Annotated in this window: 10 protein-coding genes; 2 read left to right on the forward strand and 8 right to left on the reverse strand. The window is 56.4% G+C overall.

Annotated features, from left to right (window positions below):
* Window positions 1–5: 5 nt before the first annotated feature.
* Complete coding sequence (locus tag BLT38_RS13855) at window positions 6–1,421, reverse strand: FAD-binding oxidoreductase (RefSeq protein ID WP_083345710.1); 1,416 nt, start codon at window positions 1,419–1,421, stop codon at window positions 6–8.
* A gap of 99 nt (window positions 1,422–1,520) precedes the next feature.
* On the opposite strand from BLT38_RS13855, the gene BLT38_RS13860 reads away from it, so the two are divergent.
* Window positions 1,521–2,423 (forward strand): TIGR03435 family protein, encoded by a 903-nt coding sequence (locus BLT38_RS13860; RefSeq protein ID WP_172838283.1) that lies wholly within the window; start codon window positions 1,521–1,523, stop codon window positions 2,421–2,423.
* On the opposite strand, the gene BLT38_RS13865 is transcribed toward BLT38_RS13860, so the two are convergent.
* The 7 genes from BLT38_RS13865 to BLT38_RS13895 all read right to left on the reverse strand — a co-directional run bounded on the left by BLT38_RS13865 (window position 2,420) and on the right by BLT38_RS13895 (window position 10,102).
* A complete protein-coding gene (locus BLT38_RS13865) occupies window positions 2,420–4,093 on the reverse strand; it encodes an alpha-L-fucosidase (protein WP_083345712.1) in 1,674 nt (557 codons plus the stop codon). The two genes, BLT38_RS13860 and BLT38_RS13865, sit on opposite strands and share 4 nt — an antisense overlap.
* Window positions 4,094–4,112: 19 nt before the next feature.
* Window positions 4,113–5,312, reverse strand: a complete 1,200-nt coding sequence (locus tag BLT38_RS13870; protein WP_083345713.1) for a serine hydrolase domain-containing protein — start codon at window positions 5,310–5,312, stop codon at window positions 4,113–4,115.
* Window positions 5,309–6,982: a glycoside hydrolase family 13 protein gene (locus BLT38_RS13875; protein WP_083345714.1), complete on the reverse strand. Its 1,674-nt coding sequence runs from the start codon at window positions 6,980–6,982 to the stop codon at window positions 5,309–5,311. The genes BLT38_RS13870 and BLT38_RS13875 overlap by 4 nt, the downstream gene beginning before the upstream one ends.
* Window positions 6,983–7,052: 70 nt before the next feature.
* The gene (locus tag BLT38_RS13880; RefSeq protein ID WP_083345715.1) at window positions 7,053–8,681 is read right to left on the reverse strand and encodes a M1 family metallopeptidase; all 1,629 of its coding nucleotides are present in this window, start codon (window positions 8,679–8,681) and stop codon (window positions 7,053–7,055) included.
* 121 nt (window positions 8,682–8,802) lie between these two features.
* The gene (rplT, locus tag BLT38_RS13885) at window positions 8,803–9,177 is read right to left on the reverse strand and encodes a 50S ribosomal protein L20 (protein ID WP_083345716.1); all 375 of its coding nucleotides are present in this window, start codon (window positions 9,175–9,177) and stop codon (window positions 8,803–8,805) included.
* 232 nt (window positions 9,178–9,409) lie between these two features.
* Window positions 9,410–9,607, reverse strand: coding sequence for a 50S ribosomal protein L35 (gene rpmI / locus BLT38_RS13890; protein WP_083345717.1), 198 nt, complete (start codon window positions 9,605–9,607; stop codon window positions 9,410–9,412).
* 99 nt (window positions 9,608–9,706) lie between these two features.
* Window positions 9,707–10,102 carry a cupin domain-containing protein gene (locus tag BLT38_RS13895; protein WP_083345718.1) on the reverse strand — a complete coding sequence of 132 codons (396 nt, stop codon included), beginning with the start codon at window positions 10,100–10,102 and terminating at the stop codon, window positions 9,707–9,709.
* A 133-nt stretch (window positions 10,103–10,235) separates the two neighbouring features.
* On the opposite strand from BLT38_RS13895, the gene gyrB reads away from it, so the two are divergent.
* Window positions 10,236–12,896 (forward strand): DNA topoisomerase (ATP-hydrolyzing) subunit B, encoded by a 2,661-nt coding sequence (gyrB, locus tag BLT38_RS13900; protein ID WP_083345719.1) that lies wholly within the window; start codon window positions 10,236–10,238, stop codon window positions 12,894–12,896.
* Window positions 12,897–12,997 lie beyond the last annotated feature (101 nt).

A 12,997-nucleotide genomic window follows, 5' to 3' on the forward strand; every position in this document is an offset into this window, starting at 1 on the left:
CGGCGTTACTGTGTAACCCGCTCCCAGAAGCTGCTGGAAAGCAGCGGATCCTTGTACCGCGCAAACTGTTCCCATTGCGGATAGCTCTTCTGGAACTGCCCCGCCGTCATGCGCGCATCCTTCGCGGGATACAGTTTGCCGCCATAATCCAGCGTCATGCTAGCCAGCCGATCAAACAGCGGGAAGCTCTTCCCCGGCTTGATCGGGAAGTCCAGCGCCAGCGTAATTCCCGCCTGCGGAAAGCTCATCATGCCCGGCGACTTCACATCGCCAAACGCCTTCAGCACCGCCAGGAAGCTCGCCAGTCCTGACTTCGACACTTCATTCAAAATCGCAATCGTACCTTCGCGCGCGCTCGCCCACGGAATGGCGTACTGGAACTGCAGCAGCCCGCTCTTGCCGTACATGCGGTTCCAATGCAGCACCTTATCCAAGGGATAGAAGAACGGCTCATAATCCTGCAGCGCACGCACACGCGGCTTGAGCTGCTTATGGAAGAACACCGTGTTGAACGCCGACACCGTGTACTGGTTCAGCGCCTGCCCAGGCAGATCAATCGGAAACACCAGCTTCGGCTCTGGCGACGGCGTCAGCTTATCCGGAATCTTCGAGTGGTCGCCGATCATGAACACGCCACGCGCAAAGTTCTTGCCCGTGCCCGTGCAGTCCACCCAGCTCACGGTGTACTCAATGTGCTTGTACTGCTCCGTCAGCGCCAGGAACTCATCCACGCCGTGGAACTGAATTCCCTCGTAATCAATCAGCCGCGAAACAATCGGCTTCAGCTTGACCTGCACCCACGTCAACACACCCGTTAGTCCTAGCCCACCAATGGTGGCCTCATACCAATCCGGGTTATCCGTGGGCGAGCAGTGCATCCGCGTGCCATCGCTGCGCACCAGTTCAAACTGCGTCACATGGCAGCCAAACGTGCCGTTCACGTGATGGTTCTTGCCGTGAATATCATTGGCAATCGCGCCGCCCAGCGTCACATATTTCGTTCCCGGCGACACAGGCAGAAAGTATCCGCGAGGCACCGCAAAGTCCAGCAACTGCGCCAGCGTCAAACCCGCTTCGGCGGTCAGGATGCCGTTCTCCTGATCCCAATCCAACAGGCGATTCATGCCGGTCGCATTCAGCAGGAAGCCGTCCTTCAGCAGGCAGCTATCGCCATAGCTGCGGCCCATCCCCACGGCCAAAGCGCCAGAGGGCATGCCGTCATACTTCTTCACAATGGCGGGATAGTCCGTCTGCCATGTCAGTGGCACAACGGTCGCGTTGTAATTTGGATAGCGCCCCCACGAACTGAAGGGCGTCTTGCCTTCAAACTGGTCATCCGAATGCGATTCGGGACGCACCGGCGGCAATTCCGCCGACACAGTACGATGCTGCAATTCCGGAGATTCTGCGGGGGTATCCATTACTTCCAGTCTACCGGAGCACCGTCAAATCCCGCCGAACAACCCGTGAAACCTCTGCATAAACCTGCCCCACTGCTACCATGCGGCATGCTGGCAAGCGTGCAACGTACGGCTCTGGCTCTCCTTCTCCTCGGGGCTTGCCGCCTGCCCGCTCAGAGCACCACGCCGGATTGGCAAACCGCAGCAGGGACACATCTCTCCTTCGAAGTCGCCACAATCAAACCCAATACATCGGACGAACCCGCTCACGGCAACTTCACACTTGGCCCAGGCGACGCTTACACAAACACAGGTGGCCGCTTCCTCACAAAGAACATCAGCCTGCTCGATTACATCCGCTTCGCCTGGAAACTCACCGACGGCCAGGTCGCACTCCTCGAAGCCAGTGCACCCAAATGGGTTTCAACAGCAGGCTTCGACATTGAAGCCAAGTCCGATCTACCGAACCCGACAAAAGATCAGATGCGCCTCATGGTGCAGTCCTTGCTCGCCGATCGCTTCGCTCTGCACACACACACAGAAACGCACGAACTTCCCGCACTCGCCATGGTCCTAATCACCCCCGGCAAGCCAGGCCCCGAACTCCATCCACATTCCCCAACGGACAACACCTGCTCCGGCGCAGCACCATCGCCAAACCAACCATCCATCGCCTCGACTCCCAACTTCTGCGGCAGTCTAAGAAGCAACGGCGTAGCATCATCACCCAGCCACGTTCGCATCACGGGCCAGAAAGTCCCGCTCACATTGCTCGCCGCACAGCTAGGTCAGATGGGAGGCTTCGGCCGCCCCATCCTCGACCAGACAGGTCTAACCGGAACCGTCGACCTGACGCTCGAATGGGGACCAGATTCCGACACCGAACCAATGGACAGCAACAGCCGCCAAACCTACATGCAGCGAGCATTGCGAGATCAACTCGGCATCAAGCTCGATCCCAGAACCGCCCCAGTCACAGTCCTTCTCATCGACCACATCAATCCACAGCCATCAGCCAACTAACGAGCACAGGCCACAGGCACAACGTCCACAGTGTTCACAGTCAATGGCAGCGGAGTCCCCTTCACAAACGGTTGCGCAGGAGTGATCTCAAACGACTCATTCTTCCCAACCGCAATTTTCTCCGTAACACCACCGCGCAGCATCACTTCGCGAGCCTCACCCTCTGCAACCAGCGCAACCTTGCCCTCACCGCTCACATGAAACGTCATCGTCGAGCATCCCTGCGGGACCAGCCAGCGCAACTTATAAAGCGTCTTCTTCGCCTCATAACCTTCGCCGTTGTAATTCCAGAACATCTCCGCATTCTTCTGGTTCAGTGTGTACGGCGCATCGCCCTTCGCGACCAAAACCTTATCCAGCAGCAACGCGCCCTCATACTTCACCGCAATCACCGGAAGATATCCCTGCGGCAACGCATCGACCGACACAACCGCATCACCACCCGCACGCTCTACCTTCAGCGCTGTGCCTGACGACAACACCTTCGCAGAAGCAAACCGTGTGCGTCCCGCCAGCGGCAACCGCAGCTTCCCATCCTTCGGCAACGACTTCACAAACAAATAAACCGTTCCCGGCTTCACCGTCGCATAACCAAAATCAAGTTGCGAAAACGGCGAAGCCTGCGTGCCATAGATTGCATCTTCATGCGGCTTCAACCACGCGCCCACACCGCGCAACACATCCGCTTCATAAGGCACAACACTGCCATCACCTTCCGGCCCAATGTTCAGGATGTAATTGCCACCGCGACTCACCACCTGCACCAGCTTCAGAATGTTCTCGTTGATCTTGCCCTGAACATCCTTCCGCACCTGCCACGAACGATAGCCCCACGTCGCGTTGAACATCGAAGCAGGCGTCTGCCACGGCTCATCCAATCCATACTGCGGCACTTCGTTATCGCCCATCACGGCGAAGTCGCCCTCGTAATTCCACACTCGACCACTCACCATCGTCTGCGGCTGCAACTTATGCACAGTGGTTGCAAACAGATCGCTCTGCGCGAGCGTTGGCTTGCCCATGTCAAACCAGATCTCGCGAATCGGTCCGTACTGCGTCATCAACTCACGCAACTGCGCCACGTTGAACTTCGCATGCGCATCGCTCAGCGGATTGCTGTTCGTAGGAATGTACGTATCCATCCCCGGCTCATGCCAGTCAATCGACGAGTAGTACACACCAAACCCAATACCGCCACGCTTGCACGCCTCCGCAAGCTCTTTCACAATGTCGCGGTGATACGGCGTGGCATCCACCACGTTGTACTTCGTCTGCGCCGTATGAAACATGTTGAAGCCATCGTGATGCTTCGAGGTAATCACGATGAACTTCATCCCCGCATCCTTCGCCAGCTTCACAATGGCATCCGGGTCCCACTTTGTAGGATTAAACGTCTTCGCAGTCGCGGCATACTCATCCAGCGGGATCGGCGCATTCGCCATAATCTGTTCGCTGTAGCCGTTGTCGATCTGCTTGCCCTTCCACATACCGCCAAGCTGCGAGTACAGCCCGAAGTGAATGAACATTCCAAACTTCTGTCCCTGCCACTGCTGCACCGTCTGCGCAGAAGGCCGCGGCAACGAACGAGGCTGAGGCCTGTCCTGCACAGCATGTTGCGCAATAGCAGAAGAGGAAACGGCGGCAGCAAGAATCAGAGGAAGAAACTTCATCCCCGCATCATAGCTGTTGTCACTGCACCTTGCGCGCCGCTTCAATCGCAGAAGTCGTATACATCTCCCACTCCCACGGCGTCACCGTATCTCCAAAGATCGTCTCCAGCAGCGGCTGAAATGCGAACTCACCATTATCTGAATTCGTCAACAGAATCATGCAGTCTTTGCGGCGCGTGAAGCACACCATGTAGTTCTGCGCGCCATCACCATGGCCTTCCTTAAAGAACGCAGGACCAAACTTAGTCTTCGTCAACAAACCCCATCCGAGCCCATACGCCAGCCCCACCTGCCTCGCTTCCATGCCTTCCGGCTCATCCTTCGCCAATGCAAATTGATGCAGCGTGTGTATCTGCACCTGCGGGGTCCACATCTTCTTCTGCGTCGCGGCATCAAAAATCTTCCCCGCAAACAGCGCCTCAACAAAACGACCAAGATCAGCAGCACTCGTCGTCATGTTCCCACTTGCGCGCGCCGGGAACCGCTTGGTCTGCGAACGAAATTTCTCGTCCTTATCAAAACGATCCGCAACATCCTCTGCAAATCGAGCCTGATAGATCTCTGACGTCCGCGTCATCTGCAACGGACCAAAAATCGCATCCTGCATGAGGATGTCCAGTGACTTTCCCTGCTGCTGTTCAATCGCAAACTGCACCAGGTTCAAACACTCACCCGAATACGAGTAGTGATCGCCTGGCTCAAAGTGAAAGCGAAGCTTCTTATCCGGCTCCTGCATCCACGCAATGTTCACCAGCCCCCCCGTATGCGACAAACACATACGCGGCGTCAGCTTCGCCCATCGCGGGTCTTTCAAAATCTCTGAAGCAGAATCTTTATAAGCGTCGTACTCAGTCCACGGCTTCGGAAGTTGCTGCGGCATCGGCTTATCCGGATCAAACTTGCCCTGTTGCACCAACTGCATCACGTACGTCGCAAACACTGCCTTCGTAATCGAAGCAGCCCACGTCGTTGTGTTGGTGGTCATCGGCAGATCAGGATTCTTACGCCGCGAACCGTAGGCATAGCTCCATGCAACCTTGCCATCGTTCACCACAACAATCTGTGCGCCCGTCACATGGTTCGCCGCCAACGTCTTTGCAGCAAACTGCTCCGCCTCGGCAACAGAGACATGGCTACCATCCAGCTTGCGTATGTTCTGCGCGGATGCAACCACAGCAGTAGAAAGAACAGCCAACGAAAGAACGGCACGAGCGATCATGCCAACACAATACGCGACTCCCACGCTCCAAGTTCCGAAGAAATTGAAGCAGTGTTCGCCAGCACAATCTGCCCCTTTGAAAACTCATCCGGCAATGCAAAGGTTTCGCGCGAGAAGTTCAACGCAACCAGAAACCGTTCCTCACCAAGCGTGCGCGCATACAGAAACAAGGAAGGATGCTCCGGTGCCAAGTCCTCATAGTCGCCATAGACAAACGCAAGCGTCTGCTTGCGCAACCGCAGCAGTTGCTGCATGTAGTGATAAATCGAATCCTGATCACGCCGCGCATCCGCCGCATTAATCGTCGTATAGTTCGGATTCACCGCCAGCCAAGGCTTTGCGTCCGGTGAAGTAAATCCCGCGTGCGGTGAATCATCCCACTGCATGGGAGTACGTGCATGATCACGACTCACCCTAGCCAGATTGTCTAGATAATGCTCCGCAGTTTCCTTACCCGTCAGTACGTCGAACTTCCACGCATTCTTCGCTTCAATATCGTCATACTCCTCAATCGATCGAAACCGATAATTCGTCATCCCCAACTCATCACCCTGATACAGATACGCAGTCCCCTTCAACGTCAGTAGCATCGTTGCCAATACCTTCGCACTGGCTACACGGTATGCATCACTGTCATCGCCAAACGCGTTTACCAAGCGTGGATTGTCATGGTTCGCAAGAAAGATCGTGTTCCACGAGTGCACACCCAGCGCCTCATACTGCCTCGCATAGATAGCCTTCAGTTCAGTCAGTTTCCACTGCCGCCAATTACGACCATCGCGATTCAACCGCACCGCATCGAAGTTGAAAATCATATTCAACTCATGCCGACGCTCATCCACCAATGTCGGCGTCTCTTCAATCGTGATGCCATGCGCCTCACCCACCGTCATGCAGTCATACTTTGACAGCACCTCACGGTTCATCTCCTGCAGATATTCCTGCAGATGCGGTCCGTTCGCATTGATATGCACCTGGCTCTCATTCGGCAATACATCTGGAAACGTGGCGTCTTTACTGATGAACGGAATCACATCCATGCGAAATCCATCCACACCTTTGTCCAACCAGAAACGCATCGTGCTGTAAATCTCTTCACGCACCGCAGGGTTGTCCCAATTCAAATCCGGCTGCTTCTCTGCAAACAAGTGCAGGTAGTACTCGCCAGTCCCCTTGTCCTTGGTCCACGCAGAACCGGAGAATGCCGATCCGAAGTTATTCGGCGGAAGCTCCGCTCCATTTGCTGCAATCTTTCCCGGTCGCCAGAGGTAGTAATCGCGATACGGATTGTCGCGACTCTTGCGGCTCTCAATAAACCACACATGCTCATCCGAAGTGTGGTTCGCAACCAGGTCGACGATCAACCGCATGCCACGCTGCTTAATCCCCGCCAACAGTGCATCAAAATCCTGCATGGTGCCAAACTCGCGCATCACTTTTCGATAGTCGCGAATGTCGTAACCATTGTCTGCATTCGGTGAATCGTAGTGTGGTGACAGCCAGATAACATCCACACCAAGATCGCGAAGATAATCCAGTCGCGACGTAATGCCCGGCAGATCTCCAATGCCATCCCCATTGGAGTCCTGAAAGCTGCGCGGATAGATCTGGTAGACAACCGATTCTTTCCACCAATGTTTCGTCTGACCGTAAATCAACTCGTCATGCATATCATTTCTGATGACAAATGCAAACGCCGCGATCACTCAGGATCGCGGCGTTTTCGCACTGTAGTTTTCGTTACTGCTTCACAACATCGATGTAGTACAAGTCCTCCGCCACCTTGAAGCTGTCACGCTTGCCCTGCATCGTCTGCCAATTGGCCGTCGGATGCAGCAACGTCCAGTGCTGTGGATCGCCCACCCTCACTGGCATATTAAAACCGGCTTCCTCCGCAACCCAGCGATACTGCACCGTGCCTGCCGTGTCATCAAACTTCAGGTCCAGCTTCGGCAACGCAGCATGACGAAGATACTCATTGAAGAGCGGGGTCAGATCGCGGCCCGTGTACTGATTCCAGAACGAGACAACATCTTCGGTAAGAATCGTCTTGTACTTAAAGTGCTCATAGTAAGCATGAATACCCGCATACCACTTCACATCATCATCCAACACTGAGCGAAGAGTATTCAGGAACAACGCGCCCTTGAAGTACTGGTCCTCATCACGCGGTTCACGATCCGTGCCGCGCGGCCCCAGTATCGGCCGCTCGTTCTTCACCTTCTTCTTGTAACCATTCACGTACTTGATGGCATCATCCTTACCCCAGCGACCTTCCACATAGATATCTTCGGAGTAAGTGCACCAACCCTCATGAATCCACATATCGGCGGGATCAGCCGCTGTAATGGCATTGCCAAACCACTCATGACCGCTCTCATGAATGATGATGAAGTCGAACCGCGGACTGATGCCCACGCCCGTCCAATCGCCACCGTGATAGCTGTTCTGAAATCCATTGCCGTATGCAACCGCGCTCTGATGTTCCATCCCCGCATACGGAACCTGAACCAGCTTGTAACCATCACGTACAAACGCATACTCGCCAATCTTCTTATTGAAGATCTCCAGCATCGGTCGCGCCTGCACAAACTGCGCTTTCGCCTTTTCTAAATCTTCAGGCTTGGCATAAAAATCAATCGTTAGCTTTCCTAACGGCTTATCATTCCAGTGAACATACGTGCCAATGTTCAACGTCACATCGTAGTTATTAATTGGATAGGTCACGCGCCAGTTCCACTGCGTGTACCCATCATGCAGATCACGATGCCCTAACAGTCGACCATTGGAAACATCCATCAACCCGTCGGGCGCGCTCACATGCAGATCAACACCCTGCTGCGGCTCGTCCTTCCACTGGTCTTTGTTCGGCCACCATACGCGCGCGCCATTGCCTTCGCATGCGGTAAACACCCATGGCTTGCCTGCTGAGTCTTTCTCGTAACTCATGCCGCCAAAACGTCCGGCCTTGCGCGGATGGCCGCTGTAAAACACATCCAGCGTTTGCACCGATCCCTTACGCATCACCCGCGGTACATCCACAAAGAAGGACTCTTCTTCGCGTGTCACCTTCATCGGTTTCCCGCGATACAGCACTTTGTCGATTGTTAGTTCCTGCGCCAAATCCAACTGAATACGTTGCCCATCCTCCAGCATGCGAAACCGCACCTGGTTATCTCCGGCAATGCTCTGGTCCTCAGGGTTTACGCGTACGGTCAGCGTGTAGTGCAGCAGGTCGTTGTTAGCGCGATACGGCCCATACTCACCCAGCAACTGCGTCTTCTTTGCCGTAGCAACATCTTGTTGCGCGAAGCTGCGACAGCAGGCCATCAAAAATAAAACAAAAAACAGTGACACCCGATACTTCATGGCCAAAGTATCGCCTGAAACGAACCTTGTCCGAAACCCGACTTATCGGTTTCCAACAAACGAAAGACCCGGTCCCATATGGGACCGGGTCTTCATCACTTTCCCGTTATGGGAGAGAAGCTTACGCTGCTGCCTTGGCCTTCTCGTTTGCAGCCTTGGCCTGTACAGCCAGAGCAGCAAAACCTGCGGCGTCGTTCGTTGCGATGTCGCTCAGAACCTTGCGGTCCAGCTCAACGCCAGCCTTCTTCAGGCCGCTGATGAACGTCGAGTAGCTCATGCCATTCAGGCGAGCACCCGCACCGATACGGACGATCCACAGCGAACGGAACTGACGCTTCTTCTGCTTACGGCCGATGTAGGCAAACTTCAGGCCGCGCTCAACGGCTTCCTGGGCTGCCTGGTACAGTTTCGATTTCGTGAGGAAATAGCCAGACGCGCGCTTAAGAATCTTTTTGCGGCGGTCATTGCGCTTTGTGCCACGTTTTACGCGGGGCATAGTGTGTCTCCTTTTGCGTACTTCGTTGGTCAGCGGCTGGAGGTAAGGTCACCCTCATCGGGCTACGGCCTCTTCACACGCTTGCTGCTTTCCTGCCTCGTAATCGCGCTTCAAAATTGCTTTCGAAGAACGAGGGCCCGGTAACGCATTCGGACCGTTGTTTCAGAACCACCTGAAACGGCTGGGCGGAAAATCTCTGTCATTCACCTGCATCTGCCCCGAAGGGCAAACCTCAGGCGTAGGGGATCATCCGGGAGACCTTGGCGTGATCGCCGTCGGAGACATAGGCCTGAGCGGTCAACTTACGCTTCACCTTGGTCGTCTTCGAGGTCAGGATGTGGCGCTTCTTCGTCTGGCCGCGCTTGATCTTGCCGGTGCCAGTCTTGGAAAAACGCTTCTTCGCCCCTGTGTGGGTCTTCAGCTTGGGCATTTGAGTTTCCTGTCTGAGAGCTGAACGCATGACACTGCGCCCGCTTGTGTGCCGTCCGATATTCTGGACAACCCTTTGATTGTACCCCAATTTTTACAATCAGCGGCGGTATTGTTCGTCCGAGACATGTTCCATCCAATCCACCACCTTGCCATCCAGCCGCTCTTGGATCGCAATATGAGTCATCCCGTTCGTCGGTGTCGCGCCATGCCAGTGCTTCTCCCCTGGCGCAAACCAGACCACATCATCCGGCCGAATCTCCTCCACCGGCCCGCCTTCACGCTGTGCCCAACCAAGCCCCGCGGTCACAATCAGCGTCTGCCCCAGCGGATGCGTATGCCAGGCCGTCCGCGCACCCGGCTCAAACGTCACGCTAGCGCCCGCAACCAGTGCAGGATCAGGCGCTTGGAACAGCGGATCAATCCGCACCGCTCCGGTAAAGTATTCCGCCGGACCAACACCCGACGCCTTCGAACCCGCCCGTTGAATCTCCATGGCCCACAGTCTACCGTTCAAGCCCTAAACCAGTCCGGAATGGTAGAATAAAAGGTGAACAGAGCCTCCGGAAATCCTGCAAATTCCTTGCATTTTCGCCGGTTTGCGCTCACCCGGAACCCTAGGAGAACGAGTGGCCACCGAGACACCCCTGATCGACCTGCAGCAAACCGACCCCACCAACGCTCCCGAGCCTAAAATCACGTCGGAGACCGGCCAGCCCACCTACACCAGTGACAACATCCGCGTGCTGGAAGGCCTTGAGGCGGTTCGTCTGCGCCCGGCCATGTATATCGGCTCTACCTCGGAGCAGGGTCTGCACCATCTCGTGTACGAAGTCGTCGATAACTCCGTCGACGAAGCCCTCGCTGGCCACGCCACCAAGATCGACGTCATCATCCACGCCGACAACTCCATCACCGTCATCGACGACGGTCGTGGCATCCCCGTCGACATGAAGGACCTCGGCAACGGCGTGAAGATGCCCGCTCTCCAGGTCGTACTCACCAAGTTGCACGCAGGCGGCAAGTTTGACGCCAACAGCTACAAAGTCTCCGGCGGTCTGCACGGCGTGGGCGTAAGCTGCGTCAACGCGCTTTCTGAAGAGTTCGACGTCGAAGTCTGGCGCGATGGCCACACCTACCAGCAGGACTATTCCAAGGGCGACCCCATCAGCGAAGTACGCGAAGTCGGCGTCACCCAGCGCCGCGGCACCAAGGTCCACTTCCTGCCGGACAAGTCCATCTTCTCCGTCCACGAGTACAACTTCGACACGCTCGCAGGACGTCTGCGCCAGCTCGCCTTCCTGAACAAGGGCATCGAGATCAATCTCACCGACGAGCGCGCTACCGACGCGAAGAGCGGCGATTTCAAGTCCATCAACTTCCGTTTCAAGGGTGGCATTGAAGAGTTCATCCGCCACCTGAACAAGGGCAAGGCAGTCTTGCATGAGAAGCCCATCTACATGGAGGCCGAAAAGGGCCAGCTCACCATGGAGATCGCGCTGCAGTACAACGACGCCTACTCCGAAACGGTCTTCAGCTTCGCCAACAACATCAACACCGTTGACGGCGGCACGCACCTCTCCGGCTTCCGCACATCGCTCACCCGCACCATCAACGCGGCAGGCCAGTCCCTCGGCCTATTCAAGGACATGAAGGAGTCGCTCTCGGGCGACGACGTCCGCGAAGGCCTCGTCGCCGTGGTCAGCGTGAAGCTGCCGCAGCCGCAGTTTGAAGGCCAGACCAAGGGCAAGCTCAACTCCGACATCAGCGGCCAGGTGCAGCAGTTCGTCAACGAGCGCCTCGGCGTCTTCTTTGAGCAGAACCCGCAGGTAGCCAAGCGCATCATCAACAAGGCCATTGAAGCCGCTCGCGCACGCGAAGCCGCCCGCAAGGCCCGCGACCTCACACGCCGTAAGGGCGCGTTGGATGGTGGCGGCCTGCCCGGTAAGCTTGCCGACTGCTCTGAGCGTCAGCCCGACCGTTGCGAACTCTACCTCGTCGAGGGTGAGTCGGCAGGCGGAACCGCCAAGCAGGGCCGTGATCGTCGCTTCCAGGCCATCCTGCCCCTCAAGGGTAAGATCCTCAACGTCGAAAAAGCCCGCTACGACAAGATGCTGGGCCACGAAGAAATCCGCGCCATGATCACCGCGCTCGGCACCGGTATCGGCAAGGACGACTTCACACTGGATAAGCTTCGCTACGGCAAGCTCATCCTCATGACCGATGCTGACGTCGACGGTTCGCACATCCGTACGTTGCTGCTGACCTTCTTCTTCCGTCACATGACGCAGCTCATCCAGCGCGGTCACGTGTACATCGCGCAGCCGCCCCTCTACAAGATCAAGAAGGGCCGCTTCGAGCAGTACATCAAGGACGACCGCGACTTCGTTAAGGTCATGGTCAAGCGTGCTGCAGACGGCATGGTTGTCCGTTACGGCGACACGGCTCAGACCCTCGAAGGCGCTGAACTCACCAAGTTCATGGGCAACCTGAACGAGTACATCGGCTTCTTCGACAAGGCAGATAAGCGTTTCCGCAACGAGAAGGTCACGGAGCAGGTCGCCAAACTCTTCGCCCACGAAGGCAAGGAACAGGCCAAGCGCGCTGACTTTGAAACGCCTGAGAAGCTGGAAGAGATGGCGACGTATCTCGAATCCATCGCCCGCGAATTCCAGTTCAAGGCCGTTGGCAAGCCCGTCAAGGACGAAGAGCACAACACCTGGTCGCTCCAGTTCACTGATGCGCAGGGCGCCACCCGCAACATCGACTTCACCACCATCTCCGCTCCAGAGATGCGCCAGATGCTCGGCAAGTACGCGCAGATCAGCGAATACCTGAAGCCGCCATTCCTCGTCGAATACGCGCAGAAGGCCGGCAAGGCCGCTGTCATTGCAGAAGAGGAAGAGGCAGAAGAAGCCGCCGAGACGGACGTGAACGAGACCATCGCTGCAGCCCCCGGCACCGCAACAGAAGCCAAGGGCGCCAAGCGCAACTCGAAGGTCGGTCAGGACCCCGTCCAGAAGGACACCCCGCGCGACCTCTTCGAGTACGTCATCGAGCAGGGCAAGAAGGAATACCAGGTGCAGCGCTACAAGGGCCTCGGCGAAATGACCGCCGAACAGCTCTGGGAGACCACCATGGACCCCGAACGTCGCACTCTCCTGCAGGTCAAGCTTGAGGACATCGCAGCCACCGAGGAAATCTTCACCACCCTCATGGGCGAAGACGTCGAAAGCCGTCGCCGCTTCATCGAGGAAAACGCCCTCGACGTTAAGAACCTCGACATCTAGGTGCTTCGCACGGTTCTCGACGTCGCTCTCGCGACGTGAAAAACAATCAAGCCAAACAAAGGGATGCGCCTCACAGCGCATCCCTTTTACTTTTCGGTGAC

This window comes from Terriglobus roseus, assembly GCF_900102185.1.
GTDB classification, from domain to species: Bacteria; Acidobacteriota; Terriglobia; order Terriglobales; family Acidobacteriaceae; genus Terriglobus; species Terriglobus roseus_A.

Bases quoted from the DNA above. Each gene is read 5' to 3' on its own strand.
- BLT38_RS13855 (WP_083345710.1), bottom strand. From the start codon at position 1,421: ATGGATACCCCCGCAGAATCTCCGGAATTGCAGCATCGTACTGTGTCG.
- BLT38_RS13865 (WP_083345712.1), bottom strand. From the start codon at position 4,093: ATGAAGTTTCTTCCTCTGATTCTTGCTGCCGCCGTTTCCTCTTCTGCT.
- BLT38_RS13870 (WP_083345713.1), bottom strand. From the start codon at position 5,312: ATGATCGCTCGTGCCGTTCTTTCGTTGGCTGTTCTTTCTACTGCTGTG.
- BLT38_RS13875 (WP_083345714.1), bottom strand. From the start codon at position 6,982: ATGCATGACGAGTTGATTTACGGTCAGACGAAACATTGGTGGAAAGAA.
- BLT38_RS13880 (WP_083345715.1), bottom strand. From the start codon at position 8,681: ATGAAGTATCGGGTGTCACTGTTTTTTGTTTTATTTTTGATGGCCTGC.
- rplT (WP_083345716.1), bottom strand. From the start codon at position 9,177: ATGCCCCGCGTAAAACGTGGCACAAAGCGCAATGACCGCCGCAAAAAG.
- rpmI (WP_083345717.1), bottom strand. From the start codon at position 9,607: ATGCCCAAGCTGAAGACCCACACAGGGGCGAAGAAGCGTTTTTCCAAG.
- BLT38_RS13895 (WP_083345718.1), bottom strand. From the start codon at position 10,102: ATGGAGATTCAACGGGCGGGTTCGAAGGCGTCGGGTGTTGGTCCGGCG.